The following is a 17,471-nucleotide window of genomic DNA, read 5'->3' on the forward strand; positions in this document are numbered from 1 at the left end:
GCCTTGTGCGAACGCCTGCTCTTGCGATACTAAGCAGGTGCGTCGGCCTCTCCGGCCTCATGAAAACGGACCGCTCTTGAGGATACGTTCGACATGCGCGCAAGCAAGACCCGGCGAGAGTTCCTCGAAACGATGGGGCAGGTCGGCGCGGGGACACTGCTCGCGGCATCGACGGGGCTCGAAACGACGCGCGGCTACGCCGCGAACGACACGATCGAGGTCGCCTGCATCGGCACGGGAGGGCGGTGCCGGACCTTGATGAAGGCGCTCGCCAACGTCCCCAACGTCCGAATCGCCGCGGTCTGCGATATTTACGAACCCCACCTGGAAGAAGGCAGGAAGCTTGCCGATCCCAAGGCCCACGTCAGCCGGGCCTATCGCGAGCTCCTCGATCGCAAGGACATCGACGCCGTCCTGATCGGCAGCCCCGACCACTGGCATGTTCCGATGACGGTCGACGCCTGCAACGCGGGTAAGGACGTCTACGTCGAGAAGCCGCTGACGCACGACCTGGCCGAAGGGGCGGCCGTCATCAAGGCCCAGAACGAGAGCCGGAAGATCGTCCAGATCGGCACCCAGCAGCGCAGCATGCCCCACATCATGAAGGCGAAGGAGCTGGTCGACCAAGGCCGGATCGGTCGGATCTTCAAAGTCCACCTGACCTGGAATCGCAACACGCAGAGCCGGATGCTGAAGGGACCGCTCGGCGTCGACCCGAAACAGGTCGACTGGAAGGCGTTCCTCGGATCGGCCCCCGAACAGCCGTTCGACGAGTATCGCTTCCGCAACTGGCGCTGGTTCTGGAATTTCGGCGGCGGCCTGCTGACCGACCTGATGGTGCACTGGATCGACGTGGCCCACTGGTTCCTCGACCTCGATCATCCGGAGCAAGCGGCGGCGATCGGTGACCAGCTTGCCAGCAAAGGAGTCTGGGAGACCCCGGACACCATCCAGTGCCTGCTTCACTACCCCAACGAAATCCAGGCCTACTTCGAAGGCACCTTCTCGAACGCACGCAACGGCGCCATGATCGAATTCATGGGGACCGACGGGACCCTTTACATCGATCGCGGGCGCTATGAGATCCATCCCGAGGGGGGCAAAGGGAAAGCCGAAGAGCTGATTCTGGGCACCGACCCCCACCGTGGCCGCGACTTCTACGACAAGCCCGACGGCGAGCTGCTCCACCTGACCAACTGGATCGAATGCGTCCGGAGCCGGCAACGCCCCCATTGCCCGGCCGAGGCGGGCGTCAGCGCGGCCTCCGCCGCGCATCTCGGCAATCGGGCCTACCGGAGTGGTCAACTCGCCACCTGGACCTCGGCCTGAATTGAGTCACATAAAGCGACGATCAATCCGGCAAGGATCGATGTCGCCTCTCCCCGTTCCGGACTCCGGGCGCATTCCGCTTGCTCCGAATCCGAATCCCTGTGTAGAGGATCATAACGTCGATGACTGAGTTCTCGCGTCGTGGATGGTTGGCGACCGTACCGGCAGCACTCGGGGCCGGACTGACGCTCGGTGCGCAGGGGAGTAGCAAGGCCCGTGCGGCGGACGATCCATCCGCCTCGCCATTTGGATTCTGCTTCAACACCAGCACGATCCAGGGGCAAAAGCTCCCGATTTCGGAGGTGGTCGACATCGTCGGCAAGGCGGGATATCAGGGGATCGAACCCTGGATCCGGGAACTCGACCAGTACGTGAAAGAGGGCGGCTCGCTCAAGGATCTGGGCAAGCGAATCGCCGATCATGGGTTGAGCGTCGAGGACGCGATCGGCTTCTTCGCGTGGTCGGTCGATGACGAGGCGGAACGGCGCAAGGGGCTCGAGGAAGCCAAGCGCAACATGGAGATGGTCCTCAGCATCGGAGGGCACAGAATCGCGGCTCCTCCGGCCGGGGCGACCGATCGTTCCGACCTCGACCTCAAACGGATCGCCGAGCGCTATCGTACCCTCCTGGAGCTGGGCGACTCGATCGGCGTCGTGCCGCAGGTGGAGATCTGGGGCTTTTCCAAGACGCTCGGCCGGCTCAGCGAAGCAGCGATGGTGGCCATTGACTCAGGACACCCCAAGGCCTGCATCTTGCCCGACGTCTATCATCTCCACAAAGGGGGCTCGAGCTTCGAGGGCCTGAAACTCCTCTCTGGGCAGGCGTTCCACCTGTTCCACCTCAACGACTACCCGGACGCTCCCTCGCGAGAGAACATCACCGACGCCCATCGCGTCTACCCGGGAGACGGCGTCGCTCCGCTCCGTGCCGTCTTCCAGACGCTTAAGGCCGTTGGTTACCGAGGCATGCTCTCGCTCGAGTTGTTCAACCGCGAGTACTGGAAGCAAGATCCATTGCTCGTGGCACGCACCGGCCTGGAAAAAATGCGTGAGGCCGTACGGCAGGGCCTCGCCTAATTGCCGGGCGGGCGGAGGAGTCGAGCCTCCGCCCCGGGACATCGTGACTTGAGCTTCGGGTTTACCGCACGATAGAGTGGACGTTCAGCCACCGTCCCTGCGTACAAACCCTATTTGATGATGAAGCGGAGCGATCCATGGCCGTCCCTCGAATCCTCAGTGTCGGCCAATGCGGGTACGACCACGGCAACCTGACCAGGGCTTTAGCCGGTCGATTGAACGCCCAGATCACGGCGGCCGACACGTTTGACGATGCACTCAGCAAACTCCGCACCGGGAATTACAACCTACTGCTGGTCAATCGGGTCACGGATCTCGACGGGTCGCACGGCCTTGAATTGATCCAGGCCGTGAAGGCCGACCCACTCCTTGCGGGCACGCCCACCATGCTCGTGAGCGACCTCGCCAATGCCCAGGAGGAGGCCGTCTCCCTCGGCGCCCTCCCTGGGTTCGGCAAGTCGGCGATGAACGACCCAAAAACATTGTCCCGAATCGAAGCCAGCCTGGTTCGGACCGAGGGAAGCTGAGTAACCCTGTCGTCCTACCTTGAGCGTCCTGGGCAATCTCGAAGGGGCAACCGTTCATTCATTTGAACACTGTTTGCTTCCAAGGGTTTGCGTCCCTGACGAGGACCAGTCGCCCCTCATGGGCGACCGAATGGGGCCATGACTTTTCCCATCTCACACAAACAAGGGCTTATGCAGGCGAATCGTGCGACAAATCCTTGGTTGGTCCGACCAAGGCCAAACCGGCTGGCGAATTTCCGCCTCTTCTGTTTCCCATTTGCCGGCGGTGGGGCCTCGCTCTTCCGGCTCTGGCCAGCCCAGCTCCCCGATTGGGTCGAGCTCTGCGCGGTTCAGCTTCCAGGCCGTGAGACCCGGCTCCGAGAGCCGATCCACCGGCGGATCGGCCCGCTGATTGACGAGCTCGCCGAGGCGATTGGCACCGAACTCGACAAGCCGTTCGTCCTCTTCGGGCACAGCATGGGCGCCCTGGTCGCCTTCGAGCTGGCCCGAGAGCTCAGACGACGAAACCTTCCAAGTCCGAGGCTCTTGATCGCCTCCGGGCGTATCGCCCCTCAGCTCCGCCCGCGCCGGCCTCCAATCCACACACTCCCCGAGGCCGAGTTCCGCGAAGAGCTTCGGCTCCTGGACGGAACGCCGCAAGCGCTCCTCGATCACAGCGAGTTAATGGGCCTGTTCTCGCCGATCATCCGCGCCGACCTTGCGGTCAACGCGACGTACGCCTACACGGATGAGCCGCCGTTAGATCTCCCGATCCTCGCCCTGGGAGGGCAAACCGACCCCTGGGTCCATCAGGAAGAACTGGAAGGCTGGAGGCTCCAGACAAACAATGCATTCGAACGTGAGCAATTCCTGGGAGGCCACTTTTTCCTCCAGACCGCCACGGCGGAACTGCTGACCGTGTTGAGCCGGTCCCTGACGACACTGCAAGGGCTTCCGGCATGACTCATCAGCTCCGACCGAACGACCGCGACGAGACTCTTGGCCCCGACGACGTCCATGTCTGGATGGCCTCTCTCGAACAAGGCGAGGCCGAGGTCGCACGCCTGCGGACCTTGCTCGACGAGCCCGAGCGCAAACGGGCGGATCGCTACTCCTTCGAGAAAGGCCGGCGGCAATTTACCGTCGCGCGCGGTCTCCTGCGGATCCTCCTCGGCCGTTACTTGCGGATCGAGCCGACGCAGGTTCAATTCGCTTACAACGCCCACGGCAAGCCGGCCCTGGCCGAGGCCCATCGGCCTAACCTCGTCCGTTTCAACATTTCTCATTCGGGAGAGGTCGCCCTCTTCGGGTTCGCGAACGAACGGGAACTGGGCATCGACCTGGAGACGATCCGCCCCGATTTCGCCGCCGACGCGATCGCCGCGCGGTTCTTCGCCCCCGCCGAGCTGGCCTCGATCCGCTCGCTGCCGCCCGAGGACCGCACGCAGGCCTTCTTCACTTGCTGGACCCGGAAAGAAGCGTATATCAAGGCGCAAGGGAAGGGACTCGCACTCTCGCTCGACTCGTTCGAAGTCTCGCTCGCCCCCGGAGCGCCGGCCGCAGTGCTGGTCACGCACGACGATCGCGAGGAGGCGGCCCGCTGGTCCCTTCACGAGCTTCACCCCGGCCCCGGTTACGTCGGAGCCCTGGCCGTCGCAGGCGAAGGCTGCCGGGTCCGGGTGCGGACCTGGCAAGGCCTCACTACCTGAAACGAAACAATCCGCTCGAATCTCACGATCATTGCCTCGATCGTGGTCATCGGCGACGATCTGTCTTGGGAGAGCGCGCACCTCGACCTTGGTCGAGGCTCAAAAGGTCTGAACCCGAAAGCCTCTCGAGCGAATCCTGGTCTGGATTCGTCGGGATGGGCTACGACTTGAAATGGAGTGTGTTGTGATCCGCGCCATCGCTGCGTTGACCCTCTCATTACTCACCGCGATCCCCTGCGCAACCCTGGCCGAGGACACCGTCCCGCCCCGTGAACCCTACGCGGAAGCCGCCAAAAGACTCGAGCAGTGGATCACCTCGGAGATCGATCAAAAGGAGATCCCGGGCCTGTCGATCGCCTTGGTCGACGACCAGCAAGTCGTCTGGGCCCGAGGCTTCGGCTTCGCCGATCCGCAACGACGCCTCCCCGCGTCGGCGGAAACGATTTATCGGGTCGGCTCGGTCTCCAAGCTCTTCACCGACATCGCCGTGATGCAGCTTGCCGAGCAAGGCTTACTCGACCTCGATGCGCCTGTTCAGAACTACCTGCCCGAGTTCGCTCCCAAGCAGACCTCGGGGAAGCCCATCACGCTCCGGCAATTGATGTCCCACCGCTCGGGGCTCGTCCGCGAGTCGCCGGTCGGCAACTACTTCGACCCGACCGAGCCCACGCTCGTAGCGACGGTGAAGAGCCTGAACGAGACCGCACTCGTCTACCCCCCCGAGTTCAAAACGAAATACTCCAACGCAGGCATCGCGGTGGTGGGCCTCGTACTGGAACAGGTGGGAGGAGAGTCCTTCTCACAGGCCATGGAGCGCCGGCTGCTCGGGCCGCTCAAACTGGATCGGACCCGGTTTGAACCGACTGCCGAGATGAAGCCCCTCCTGGCCCAGGGGGTCATGTCGACCTTCGACGGCCGACCGTTCGCCGCGCCAACGTTTGCCCTCGGCACCGCACCGGCCGGTAACCTCTATTCGAACGTCCTCGACCTTGGCCGGTTCCTCAGCACCCTGTTCGCCGACGGCAAAGGGCCGGACGGAGCCACGATCCTCAAGAGCGAAACGCTCCGGCAGATGATCGAGCCGCAATTCTCGAAGGCCGGGGACAAGACGAAGTTCGGCTTCGGCTTCGCACTCGCCGAACTCGACGGACATCGTCGGATCGGCCACGGCGGGGCGGTTTACGGCTTCGCCACCGAAGTGGGTGCACTCCCCGACGAGAAGGTGGGGGTCGTCGTGATCGCAAACCGCGACTGCGCCAATGCCCTGACCAAACGGATTGCCGACACCGCGTTGAAACTGATGCTCGCGGTGCGCGAGAGCAAGCCCTTGCCACCGCTCGAGTCCAGTTCTCCCATTTCCCCGGAACTCGCCCTGAGCCTTGAAGGGCGATACGCCAGCGGCGACAAAGGGGTCGACCTGCTCGCCCGCAACGGCAAACTCGACCTGACCCCTCGAGAAGGTGGGTCGCGGGCCGAACTGCGCACGGCAGGGGACCAACTCATCGTCGACGACCTGCTCGCTTATGGGGCCAAGATCCAACCCAAAGGGGATCAACTCATCATCGACGGGACCGCTCTGACGCGCCTGGCGGCGGCCAAGCCCGAGCCCTCACCCGACCGCTGGGCGGGGCTGATCGGCGAATACGGCTGGGATCACAACGTCCTCTACATCTATGAAAAGGACGGCAAGCTTCACGCCTTGATCGAGTGGTTCTTCTCGTACCCTCTCGAAGAGGTCTCCCCCGACCTCTTTCGCTTTCCCGACCGTGGACTCTACGATGGCGAAAGCCTGAAGTTCAGCCGGGACGAGAAGGGCCGAGCCAAAGAGGTCGTGGCGGCCGAAGTCCGCTTCCTGCGCCGGCCCATCGACGGCGAGGATGGCGCCACCTTCCAGATCCAGCCCCTCCGACCGGTCGCCGAGCTGCGTGTCGAAGCCCTCGCCGCAAAGCCGCCACGCGAGGCCGGCGAGTTCCGCGCTCCGGAGTTGGTTGACATCACCACGATCGAGCCCACGATCAAGCTCGATATCCGCTACGCATCCACGAACAACTTCATGGGAACGCCTCTCTATTCCTCCGCGCGTTCCTTCATGCAACGGCCCGTCGCCGAGGCCCTCAAAAAAGTCCACCAGGCTCTCAAACCGCAAGGGTACGGGATCCTGATTCACGACTCATACCGCCCCTGGTACGTCACAAAGATGTTCTGGGACGCAACGCCCGACCCCAGCAAAATCTTCGTCGCGAACCCCGCCAAGGGATCACGGCACAACCGTGGCTCCGCGATCGACCTGACCCTCTACGACCTCGCCACCGGCAAGCCTGTGCCAATGGTCGGCGGCTACGACGAATTCTCCCAGCGCTCCTATCCCGACTATCCCGGCGGAACCTCCCTCCAACGCTGGCATCGTGAGTTGCTCCGCCACGCGATGGAAAAAGAAGGCTTTACCGTCAACATCAACGAGTGGTGGCACTTCGACCACAAGGACTGGAGCACTTACCCCATCCTCAACATCCCGTTCGAGAAAATCGAGCAGGGGCCGTCGCCTGCAAAAGATTAAGGGCGACAAGAGTCATCCAGGCAAAACCATCTCCATGCGATGGTTCATCGCAATCCCTGTGGGGCGAACGTCAAACAAGAGCCAAAAGCTGGCTCGGACGGTCGCCCCTCCGGGGCTACAACACGTAAACATGTCGAATATTCTCCAGGGGTTTCACCCCTGGCTATGAACGGTCGCCCCTCCGGGGCTGCAAACGGCTCACTTCAATCGGTCGCGAGCAGGGACAGAGCAACCCAACCGGTGGTCGAGAGGCGTTGGGCGTAGCTCTCGCCGCCGGTGGGACGAGTGGTCTCGGTCCAGCTCCCATCCTCAGCCTGGTTGGCCACGAGGTATCTCCGGCCCCCCTGGATGAAAGGGGTGATCTCGTTGGAGGGAGCAGGCCAGCGGCTCAGAGCAAGCAAGATCATCGCGGTATCAAACGCCTCGGGCGGGGAGTTCGAAAACGGCCCCCAACCGCCGTCCGACGACTGGCCTTTTCGGATCAGGTCGAGGCAGCGGACACGCAGGTCGGGCGAAACCTCATTCGGGTCCAACCCGATCAGGATCGCTGCCACGTCGAGGGTATTCTGCACGGGTCGAGCTTGCAGCCAACGCGCCGCCTGATGAATCGGGCCTGAGAAACGAGGGGAATCGGCCGTGAGTAGCGTCCGTCGCGCCAGGGCGGTTGCGAGCGGTGCGCCATAGGTGGCGGGCGAACCGATCAAGGCGACTTCATCAATGTTCCAGGAACCGTCGGACGCTTGGTCAACAACCAAACGATCCGCCGCATTCAAGAGCACGGATCGATCCCCAATCGCATTCGCGTCGACGGCCGCCGCCAGCGCATTGGCGAACTGGAGCCGTGCCAGACGCTTGTCGCTGAACGCGGCGTCGACCCCATTCTTGTCCCAACGCTCCGGTCGCGAGAGAAACGCAAGCGTCTCGCGGAGCGCGTCCTCGGGCAGCAGGGTGACGCCCCGCTTTTTGGCAGCGAGCAAGGCACGCGCAGCATCGCCGTTGTTATGGCAGGAGAAGCAATGATTCTCCCGGGACCACCGGGGGACCTCCGTCGCCAGGAAAGTCAGGACGCGGCGTTCGGCACGAGCCACACCGGGGTCGTCGGCCGCTCGAACAACCACGGGGCCGAATGGCAAAGTCGCCAGCACCACCCAAACCATGCCCCACATCGCATTCCATCGCAAGCAACAATAGCACACGCGCAAGATCCAAAGTTCACGCAATGATGCCATGAACAACCTCGCCATGGACATCAGTCAGGCGGAAGTCGCGTCCGCTATAGCGGTAGGTGAGCCGTTCATGGTCCATGCCGAGGAGGTGGAGGATCGTGGCGTGGAGGTCATGGACATGGACCTTATCTTCAATCGCCACGAAGCCGAGCTCGTCGGTGGCCCCGTGGACATGGCCCCCTTTCACGCCGCCGCCAGCCAGCCACATGGTGAAGCCAAGGCTATGGTGGTCACGCCCTTTGGAGCCCTCGGAAGTGGGAGTCCGGCCGAACTCTCCGCCCCAGACGACAAGCGTGTCGTCGAGCAGGCCCCGCGACTTCAGGTCGGTCAAGAGGGCTGCGATCGGCTGGTCGCTCTTGGCGGCGTGGTCGCGGTGGTTCATGATGTCGGCGTGGTCGTCCCAGGGCTGGCCGTTGCCGTAGTAGACCTGGCTGATCCGAACGCCCCGCTCCGCGAGCCGGCGCGCGATCAGGCAGGCGTCGGCAAATTCGCCCTTGCCGTACAAGGCGCGGGTTGCGGCCGACTCCTGGCTGATGTCGAACGCGTCCTGGGCCTCGAACTGCATCCGGAAGGCCATCTCTAATGATTCGATCCGGGCTTCGAGCTGCGGGTCACGGCCCCGGCCTTCGAGATGCTCGCCATTCATCTTCGCCAGCAGGTCGAGCTGACCGCGCTGGGCGGACCGGGTGAGGTTGCGGTTCCTCACGTTCGGGATGACGGCCTTGGGATCGAGGGACGCGTTATTGATATGCGTCCCCTGGAAGATCCCGGGCAAGAAGCTGTTACTCCAGAGTTGCGGCCCCACGACCGGCTTGCCGGGGCAGAGGACGACGAAGCCGGGGAGGTTCTGGTTCTCAGTCCCCAAGCCGTAGGTCAGCCACGACCCCATACTCGGCCGGGTCGGCTGAATCTGTCCGGAATTCATCATCAGCAGGGCCGGTTCGTGGTTGGGCACGTCGGTCCGCATCGACCGGATCACGCAGATGTCATCGATCCGCTTGCCAACCTCCGGGTAGAGCTCGCTGACCTCGATTCCGCTCTGGCCATACTTCTGGAACGAGAAGGGGGACCCCATGAGGGTTCCGCCCCCCTTTCGGCCCGTCTTGATACCTTGGTTTGCCGGCTTGTCGCCATGATACTTGGTCAACTGCGGCTTCGGGTCAAACGTATCGACATGCGACGGGCCGCCGTTCATGAACAGGAAGATGACCCGCTTCGCCCTGGGCTCGAAGTGCGGCAGACGAGGCGCAAGCGGATTGGCCGCCGGCTCGTCGGCCATGACCCGGCTCAGCGCGCTCCCTTCGCCAGCCAAGACAGTCGCCAAGCCGAGGGCGCCAAACCCTCCTCCCATCTTCCGAAGCATGTCCCGACGCGAGAAGGAAGGATCGACCCCCTGGTTTCGCATGTCCATGACTCCGTCGCCTAAAGAGCCCGTTGAGCCAGCGCGAGAATCCCAACGACGTGGATTCTCGCCCCTTAATCCACAAAGGTAAATTCGTTCGTTCCGAGAAGGACCTGGGCATATTCCTCCCACTTCGAGAGTGCCCCCCCGCCTTGGCCTTGAGGTGTCGGCTCACCCTCGCCCAGAAACTCCAAAGCCCACTGCACTTCACGTTCGCTCGCGGGACGAGCGTAGAGAACCAGGAATGCTTGCATGATCCGTTCCGCAAGCGACGAATTCGAGGCCGCTTGCAACCGCGCGGCTAAGGCCTTCGCCTGACGTTCCATGAAGTCGCTGTTGAGCACAAAGAGTTGCTGGAGCGGGACTGCGGTCACGGTCCGCTTGTCGCTCGTGATGTTCGGGTCGGGGAAGTCGAAAAGCCGGAGCAGGCCGTCCAAGTTGTGACGGCTGATCGAGGCGTAGAACGTCCTTCGTTTGTTGTCGGAGGAGGTCAACGCGATCGAAGGGCCGCCAATCGTGGGGTCCAGGGTTCCCGAGACCGCGAGCATCGAGTCGCGCCAGGCCTCGACCTCGAGCCGGCGCCGATTCATCTTCCAGAGCAGGTGGTTGTCCGGATCGACCTCGTTGTTCCGCTCGTTGAACTGACCGCTCAGTTGATAGGTCGCCGAACCCATGATCTCGCGATGAAGCGCCTTCATCGACCATCCGAGCGCGATGAACCGGCTCGCCAGATGGTCAAGCAATTCGGGATGGGTCGGCCGCTCCCCCATATGTCCGAAGTTGCTGGGCGTGCCGACCAGGCCACGGCCGAAGTGATGTTCCCAGATCCGGTTGACCATCACGCGGGCCGTCAGCGGATTCGCCGGGCTGGCAATCGCCCGTGCCAGTTCGAGCCGGCCGCTCCCCTGGCGAAACGGAGCGGGAGTCTCCTGGCTGAGGACCGATAAGAAGCGGCGGGGAACTTCGTCAGCGGGAGTCTCGGGGTTCCCTCGAAGGAAGAGCTTCATGTCCGCGATGCTCGTCCCCTCGGCCAGCGCGTGCGTGACGGCATACTTCGGCGGAGCCTCTTTCTTGAGGCGATTCAGGTCGGACTTGAGCGCCTTCAACGCCGCCTTCAAGTCGGCGGTCATCAACCCATCCACCCTGTCCTTGGGAATCGCAAAGAGTCCGTCACGCGATGCGATCTCGCCGAAAACCTGGCCGTCGATGCCGGTGAGCGAGGAATCCGCCTCGGTCGACTTGGGCTCGAGGCCAATCGCCTTCGCGGCGTTCTGTTGCGCCTCGACCGCCTTCCTCACCGCGACGAGCGATTGGAGGTAGGTCTCGAATTGGCGAGCAGCCTCGGTCACCTGGGCCACAGCGACGGAGTCTGCCGAAAGGTCCACCGCCTTGTCTTGAGCGTCAACGACTTTGTGCCACCGAGCAAAGTAAGGGCGCTCGACAGCCTGCTCGGGCCAGAGGTACTTCACCCAGCGGTCCAGGAAGAACGCTTCGACCTGTTCCGCCTTGGCCACACTGGCGGTTCGGAGAGTCGGTTCGACCTTCCGTCGATTGACGAGCTTCCAGGAAGCGACCATGTACCGCGCCGTCTGGGAGACGAGTTCCTCGCTCAGCCGCGTGGATGCAGATCGTTGAAACGTAGCGATTTCATCGGTCTTGGCCTTGATCGCGGCCTGGGCCTGGTCGTAGCGGGCGATGACGTCGGCCGGTGCCTGGGGATATTCCTTGTATTGTGTGCTGGCAAAGATGCCGGCCAGGGCGTAATAGTCGCGCTGGGGGATCGGGTCGAACTTGTGGTCGTGGCAGCGGGCACAGGCGACCGTCAGGCCGAGGAATCCGCGACTGAGCGTATCGACCCGGTCATCGAGTTCGTCGTAGACCGCTTTTCCGTAGTAGACTGGCCCGAGTGCGAAGAAACCGAGGGCGGCGAGCCGCTCGTCTCGGTTCGGCCCGTCGAGCAGGTCGCCGGCGATCTGCTCCATGACAAATTGGTCATAGGGCTTGTCGTCGTTGAGTGACTTGACGACCCAGTCCCGATACCGGAATCCACTCGGATACTGTCGAGCTTCAAACGTGTGGGCCTGATCCTCACCATACCGCGCCACGTCGAGCCAGTGGCGTCCCCAGCGCTCGCCGTAATGAGGGGAAGCCAGCAGTCGGTCGACCACCCGAGCGAACGCCTCGGGCGACTCGTCCCGCAGAAAGGCATCGACCTCCTCGACCGTCGGAGGAAGCCCGATTAGGTCGAACGTCGCCCGCCGGATCAAGGTCCGCTTATCAGCGGGCGCGACCGGCTTCAACCCGGCCGAATCGAGCTTGTTGAGCACGAAGTCATCGATCGACGACCGAGGCCAGCTCGCATCCTGCACTCGAGGCGGCGGTGGCGACGTGATCGGTCGGAACGCCCAGAACGCCCGATCCTGCTCGGAAATGCCCGCAGTCGCCGCGACGGATGGGGCAGGGGGCGCGGCGGCCGACTCCAGCCTGATTTCGGGCCAGAGTGCTCCGGCCTTGACCCACCTCGTCAAGGCGTTGATCTCGGCCTCCTTCAGCTTCCCCTTGGGAGGCATCTGAAGGTCATCCCCATAACGAATCGCTTCGACCAGGCGGCTCTGCTCCGGATCTCCGGGCGCGATGGCCGGCCCGGAGTCTCCCCCTTGCATCATTGAGGTCCGCGAGTCGAGGCGGAGCCCCCCCTTCTGCTTGTCGGGACCGTGGCATCCGACGCATTTGGTCGCCAGCACCGGCCGAACATTCTTCTCAAAATCCTCGACCTGCGCGGGGTCGAGCTTCGCTTCCTCAGCACTCAACGCAATCGCCGAGGGGAGGAGTAGAAACCCTCCAATCACAACCCACGAGAGGAAAAGCGAATTCCGGCTCACGGGAAAGTTCCTCCAGACGCATTTTAGTCTGTGCCGAGGACTTCAATCACGGGCGGGGCGAAATCGGGCAGGGGGGTGAGCTTCTACCATCCGTGTGAAGGACGCTCACCTTTGAATTCGGCGATCGCAAGTACTTTCTATACCCGACGCAACCCCGATTTGCCAACAAAATGTTCGACGGTGTGACGGGTTCGGTTCCCGAGCTAGCGGTGGTCGCTCACCTCCACCCGCCCGTACGAAATCGCCGTAGTACCCACCTCAAACTGTCGCTTCCGGGCAGAGCGTCTCGGTCAGGCGATCACATCCTTGACAACCTCGCCGCTGACGTCCGTGAGGCGGTAGTCTCGGCCGACGTGACGGAAGGTGAGCCGCTCGTGGTCGAGGCCGAGCAGGTGGAGGATCGTGGCGTGAAAGTCATGAACGTGGACACGGTCGCGGGCGACAGCCACGCCGTAGTCGTCGGTCGCTCCGTGGACGATCCCCCCTTTCACCCCGCCGCCGGCCAGCCATGACGAGAAGGCCTGGTGGTGGTGCTCGCGGCCGGCGTGGCCGGCCTGCTCATGGTAGGGGGTCCGGCCGAACTCGGTGGTCCAGACAACCAGGGTGTCTTCAAGCAAACCGCGCTGCTTGAGATCGGTGAGGAGGCCGGCGATCGGGCGGTCAACCTTCTTCGCGAGACTGGCGTGGTCTTGCATATCGCCATGCGAGTCCCAGTTGCCCGACGAGCCGGTGTCGATCAACTCGACGAACCGCACCCCGCGCTCGGCGAGCCGGCGGGCGACAAGGCACTGCCAGCCGAACCCGGTCGTCTGCCCACGTTCGAGGCCGTAAAGGGCGAGAGTGGTATCCGACTCGCCCGAGAGGTCGAAGGCCTGGGGCGCTTCGTTCTGCATCCCGAAGGCCGTCTCGAACGAGCGAATGCGAGCTTCGAGCGCGGCGTCGGCGGGGCGTTCCGCGAGGTGTCGGCGATCGGCCCGCGCGATCAGGTCAAGCTCGCGTTTCTGCCGAGCCTCGACCGAGATGAGGGGGCGGACATTGGGGATCGGTGTGGGGCCGGGGACGACCTGCGTTCCCTGGTGGCAGCCAGGGAGGAAGTCGGCGGCCCAGGTCTGCGTGCCGGCATAGGGCGCGGCGGGGGCGATGACCATGAACGACGGCAGGTTGCGATTCTCGGTGCCGAGGCCGTAGCTGACCCAGGCCCCAATGCTCGGCCGGGCAAAGGTGAACGACCCGGTATGCATGCCGAGCGTGCCTTCGTAGTGATTGGTGTGATCCGAAGACATCGACCGGACCACGCAAAGGTCGTCGGCACGGTCGCGGACGTGCGGGAAGAGGTCGCTAATCTCCGTGCCGCACCGACCGCCAGGCCGAAACTCCCAGTTCGGACGCTTGAAGAAGCGTTGAAACGCCCCCTTCTTGCCCTGCCAGTTATCGACCGTGATCGACTTGCCGTGCCCGGCCATCAGCAAGGGCTTGGGGTCGAACGAATCGACGTGGGAGACGCCGCCGGTCATGTAGAGAAAGATGACCCGCTTGGCCTTGGGCACGAAGTGGGGTGGCTGAGGCGCGAGCGGGTCGGCCGTGGAGGCAGCGGCCTGCTGCTCGGCGAGGAGGCCCGCCAAGGCGATCGCGCCGAAGCCTCCGGAGGCGCGGGCGAGGATTTCGCGGCGGGAGATCATGCGGTCGTAGGGTTCGCTCACGGTAGGTCACCCGTCAATCGACGAAGAGGAATTCGTTCCGGGAGTAAAGCGTGCGGGCGAGAGCCGACCAGGCAAGGGCGTCGGCCTCCGGCGGGGCAACGTTTGAGGCCCCGAGGTCTTCACGCTCGGCGGCGAGGAAGGCGAGGGCATCCGCCTCATCGTCGGCCGACGGCGGCCGGGAGAGAGTCGTCTCGAAGGCGAGGCGAAGGCGTGCCCGATCGTCCAGGTCGGCCGACGCGAGCCGGCGGCCGAGCGCCGCAGCCTGCCCGTGGACGAACGGGTCGTTCATGAAGAAAAGGGCCTGGGTGGGGACGGTCGTGGCCGACCGGTGCGGCGAGGACGAGTTGGGATCGGGGCCATCGAAGAGGGCGAGATACGGGTGCCGCTTGAGGCGCTGAGTCATCAGGTAGACGCTTCGCCGGTTCGACTCGTAGACAGCGGCGAAAGGGCTGTGCTGCGTGAACCCCCAGGTCTCGACGGGAGGGAACGGGTGCGGGCCGGCAGGGGTGGTGTCGAGCGTACCGGCGGTGAAAAGCATGGCGTCGCGGATCTCCTCGGCGTCGAGCCGGCGGCGGGGGAACCGCCCGAGCAAGTCCGGCGCGGAGTCACCCGCCCCGGCAGTCTGATAGACACTCGAAAGCATGATCAAACGGTGGAGCGATTTGACCGACCAGCCGCCGTTGATGAACCGGCGGGCGAGGTGGTCGAGCAACTCGGGGTGCGTGGGCGCGAGGCCCCGCCGGCCGAAGTCGTTCTCGGTGGCGACGAGGCCGCGACCAAAGTGGTGCTGCCAGACCCGGTTGACCATCACGCGGGAGGTCAGTGGATTGGTCGGCCGGGTCAGCCATTCGGCCAGGGCGAGCCGGCCGCTCCCCGAGTCGGGGGGCACGCGATCGCCGCCGAGGATCTGCAAGAACCGGCGCGGGACTTCGTCACCGGGCGTCGTCGGCTCGCCCCGTTTCTGAACGCGGGCGTCATGAGCGTTACCTTCGGTCACCCCGTAGGCCAAAGGAAAGGGGCCGGCCGTCTGGAGAGCGGTGCGGGCCTGCTCGGCGACGGCGCGGCGGGCGTCGAGATCGCCAAGCGCGGCCCTCAACGTGCCGACCTTGGTGTACGCCTCGATGGAACGGTCGGAGGCGCTCCCGGCCGACGGCTCATCGGGGGGCGGGAACGGGGCGTCGCTCACGGCGAGGTTATCGACGTCACTGGCCGGCTTGTGGCCGGGGATTTGACCGTAGCCGTCGATGAAGGTGCAGTCGAGGTTGCCGTCCCAGCCCGACGAGAACGCCTTGCCGGAGAACCGGGTCAGTTCGCCCGGCAGGCCGACCGTCCCCGAGTAGGTGCGGGCGTCGAGGTCGGCGACCACTTGCAGGTTGTACCAGACGCCTTCCCTCAACTCGCGGACCGGCTCGTGGGCGTCGCCCGACCGGACGAAGAACTGGTGGGCGTTGAAGTAAAGCTCGACGGCGGCCGACTGGCCCGGCCCGTGGCCGAGGTAGATCCTGTACGTCCCGTTCCCCCCCGAGGCGAAGCGGAAATCGAGGTTGTAGTAGACCCGGTCGTGAGTCTCGGGCTTACGGTTGACCGGGAGCGTCTGGACGATCGCGTTGTTGGCGGCATTGTTGGGGAGCGAGATGCCCCGCGACCCCGTCGGATATACGTTGGTATAAGGACTCTGGGACGAGGCGGTCACCCGCGCCCCGTCGAAGTAGCCCCAGGGAATGCCCGGCCCCATCGCAATCTTCTGCGCCTCGAACGAACCGTCGATCCCGACGACCGCGCGGAACTCGGGCTCGATCGCGGCCTTGCGGGCGTCGACCTCCTTGACCTCGGCGATAAGCCGGGCGAGGGTCTCGTCGTATGTCTTCTGCCTTGCGGCGGCCTCGGCGGGCGGCACCATTGGCACAAGATCGCGCGGACGGTTCTTCTCCTCCGAGCCGGGGAAGGCGTAGCGGGTGCTGTCGAAAATCCCGTAGAGAGCATAGTAGTCGGCCGCCGAGATCGGGTCGAACTTGTGGTCGTGGCAGCGGGCACAGCCAAGGCTGAGACCGAGCACCGCCTGGCCGACCGTGTCGATCGTGTCCTGGATCGTCAGGTGCTGATAATTCTGCGGGTCGAACCCGAACCGGCGTGAGGTCGCGATGAAACCGGTGGCCGTCACCAGCTCGGCGTGGTTGGCGGGGGTGGTCGCCGCGATCAAGTCCCCAGCGACCTGCTCGCGGATGAACTGGTCGTACGGCTTGTCATGGTTGAAGGCGTCGATCACGTAATCGCGATATAAGCGTGCTTCACGGATGGGGAAGTCGGCCGTTTCGCCCGCCGTGTCGGCGTAGCGGACGACGTCGAGCCAGTGCCGCCCCCAGCGCTCGCCATAGCGGGGGCTGGCGAGCAGGCGGTCGACGACCCGCGCGAACGCGTCGGGGGCGGGGTCGGCCACGAAGGCGGCGACCTCGGCGGGGGTCGGCGGCAGACCGATCAGGTCGAACGAAGCGCGGCGGATCAGGGTCCGGCGATCGACCTGGGGCGACGGCTTGAGGCTCGCCGTTTCGAGCCGGGCGAGAATGAAGGCGTCAATCTCGGTGCGAGGCCAGGCGCGGTCGGCAACCGCCGGGACGGGTGGGTCGACCACCGGCTGGAACGACCAGAACCGGCGGTCCTCGTCGGTGATTGCGCCCGAGCGGACGGCGACGGGGCGATCACCTCCAGGCCAGGGTGCACCCCGCTCAATCCAGAGCTTGAGGACACCGATTTGCTCGTCGGAGAGTTTCCGGGTGGGCGGCATGGCGAAGTCACCCTGGTGGTTGACCGCCTGCATTAAGAGGCTCTTTGCCGGGTCGCCGGGCACGATCGCCGGTCCGCTGTCACCGCCCTGGATCAGGGCCGACCGGGCGTCAAGCCGTAATCCCGACTCCTGCTTCTTGGCCCCGTGACACTTCGCGCACGACGCGACCAGAATCGGCCGAACCTTCTGCTCGAAGAAGGCCTCGCCGGGTCCGTCGGGCGGCGCGGCCACTGCGCTCCCCGGCCCCACCGTCATCACAACGAGCCACGCAAGTCCCAACCTCATGAGCCGTCCCCGCCGTC

At 64.4% G+C, this 17,471-nt stretch carries 11 protein-coding genes; 6 read left to right on the plus strand and 5 right to left on the minus strand.

All coding sequences use genetic code 11. From position 1 onward, the window contains the following. Positions 1-93 precede the first annotated feature (93 nt). The 6 genes from SINAC_RS13925 (at position 94) to SINAC_RS13950 (ending at position 7,177) form a co-directional block, all read left to right on the plus strand. On the plus strand, positions 94-1,329 hold the full coding sequence (locus SINAC_RS13925; protein ID WP_015246280.1) for a Gfo/Idh/MocA family protein: 1,236 nt from the start codon (positions 94-96) through the stop codon (positions 1,327-1,329). Positions 1,330-1,451: 122 nt separating this feature from the next. Then, complete coding sequence (locus SINAC_RS13930) at positions 1,452-2,405, plus strand: sugar phosphate isomerase/epimerase family protein (protein WP_015246281.1); 954 nt, start codon at positions 1,452-1,454, stop codon at positions 2,403-2,405. Between the two features lie 137 nt (positions 2,406-2,542). Next, on the plus strand, positions 2,543-2,932 hold the full coding sequence (locus SINAC_RS13935) for a response regulator (protein WP_015246282.1): 390 nt from the start codon (positions 2,543-2,545) through the stop codon (positions 2,930-2,932). Between the two features lie 171 nt (positions 2,933-3,103). Further along, a complete protein-coding gene (locus tag SINAC_RS13940) occupies positions 3,104-3,874 on the plus strand; it encodes a thioesterase II family protein (protein ID WP_244884937.1) in 771 nt (256 codons plus the stop codon). Then, entirely contained in the window at positions 3,871-4,620 is a 750-nt protein-coding gene (locus tag SINAC_RS13945; protein WP_015246284.1) for a 4'-phosphopantetheinyl transferase family protein, read from the plus strand. Before SINAC_RS13940 ends, SINAC_RS13945 begins: the two co-directional genes overlap by 4 nt. A 184-nt stretch (positions 4,621-4,804) precedes the next feature. Further along, the gene (locus SINAC_RS13950) at positions 4,805-7,177 is read left to right on the plus strand and encodes a serine hydrolase (protein WP_015246285.1); all 2,373 of its coding nucleotides are present in this window, start codon (positions 4,805-4,807) and stop codon (positions 7,175-7,177) included. 203 nt (positions 7,178-7,380) lie between these two features. On the opposite strand, the gene SINAC_RS13955 is transcribed toward SINAC_RS13950, so the two are convergent. From SINAC_RS13955 to SINAC_RS13975, 5 genes are all read right to left on the minus strand, one after another. Further along, positions 7,381-8,334, minus strand: a complete 954-nt coding sequence (locus tag SINAC_RS13955; protein ID WP_020466184.1) for a prenyltransferase/squalene oxidase repeat-containing protein — start codon at positions 8,332-8,334, stop codon at positions 7,381-7,383. A gap of 55 nt (positions 8,335-8,389) precedes the next feature. Beyond that, positions 8,390-9,808, minus strand: a complete 1,419-nt coding sequence (locus tag SINAC_RS13960; protein ID WP_015246288.1) for a DUF1501 domain-containing protein — start codon at positions 9,806-9,808, stop codon at positions 8,390-8,392. Between the two features lie 71 nt (positions 9,809-9,879). After that, positions 9,880-12,687 (minus strand): DUF1553 domain-containing protein, encoded by a 2,808-nt coding sequence (locus SINAC_RS13965; RefSeq protein ID WP_015246289.1) that lies wholly within the window; start codon positions 12,685-12,687, stop codon positions 9,880-9,882. Between the two features lie 290 nt (positions 12,688-12,977). Beyond that, complete coding sequence (locus SINAC_RS13970) at positions 12,978-14,366, minus strand: DUF1501 domain-containing protein (protein WP_044147578.1); 1,389 nt, start codon at positions 14,364-14,366, stop codon at positions 12,978-12,980. 34 nt (positions 14,367-14,400) lie between these two features. Further along, positions 14,401-17,454 carry a PSD1 and planctomycete cytochrome C domain-containing protein gene (locus tag SINAC_RS13975; RefSeq protein ID WP_015246291.1) on the minus strand — a complete coding sequence of 1,018 codons (3,054 nt, stop codon included), beginning with the start codon at positions 17,452-17,454 and terminating at the stop codon, positions 14,401-14,403. Positions 17,455-17,471: the final 17 nt, after the last annotated feature.

The sequence above is a fragment of the Singulisphaera acidiphila DSM 18658 genome, from assembly GCF_000242455.2.
Lineage (GTDB): Bacteria > Planctomycetota > Planctomycetia > Isosphaerales > Isosphaeraceae > Singulisphaera > Singulisphaera acidiphila.

Excerpts from the sequence above, each read along its gene's own strand:
- SINAC_RS13970 (WP_044147578.1), bottom strand. The coding sequence starts at position 14,366 with ATGATCTCCCGCCGCGAAATCCTCGCCCGCGCCTCCGGAGGCTTCGGC.
- SINAC_RS13945 (WP_015246284.1), top strand. The coding sequence starts at position 3,871 with ATGACTCATCAGCTCCGACCGAACGACCGCGACGAGACTCTTGGCCCC.
- SINAC_RS13935 (WP_015246282.1), top strand. The coding sequence starts at position 2,543 with ATGGCCGTCCCTCGAATCCTCAGTGTCGGCCAATGCGGGTACGACCAC.
- SINAC_RS13955 (WP_020466184.1), bottom strand. The coding sequence starts at position 8,334 with ATGGTTTGGGTGGTGCTGGCGACTTTGCCATTCGGCCCCGTGGTTGTT.
- SINAC_RS13940 (WP_244884937.1), top strand. The coding sequence starts at position 3,104 with ATGCAGGCGAATCGTGCGACAAATCCTTGGTTGGTCCGACCAAGGCCA.
- SINAC_RS13975 (WP_015246291.1), bottom strand. The coding sequence starts at position 17,454 with ATGAGGTTGGGACTTGCGTGGCTCGTTGTGATGACGGTGGGGCCGGGG.
- SINAC_RS13925 (WP_015246280.1), top strand. The coding sequence starts at position 94 with ATGCGCGCAAGCAAGACCCGGCGAGAGTTCCTCGAAACGATGGGGCAG.
- SINAC_RS13960 (WP_015246288.1), bottom strand. The coding sequence starts at position 9,808 with ATGCGAAACCAGGGGGTCGATCCTTCCTTCTCGCGTCGGGACATGCTT.
- SINAC_RS13930 (WP_015246281.1), top strand. The coding sequence starts at position 1,452 with ATGACTGAGTTCTCGCGTCGTGGATGGTTGGCGACCGTACCGGCAGCA.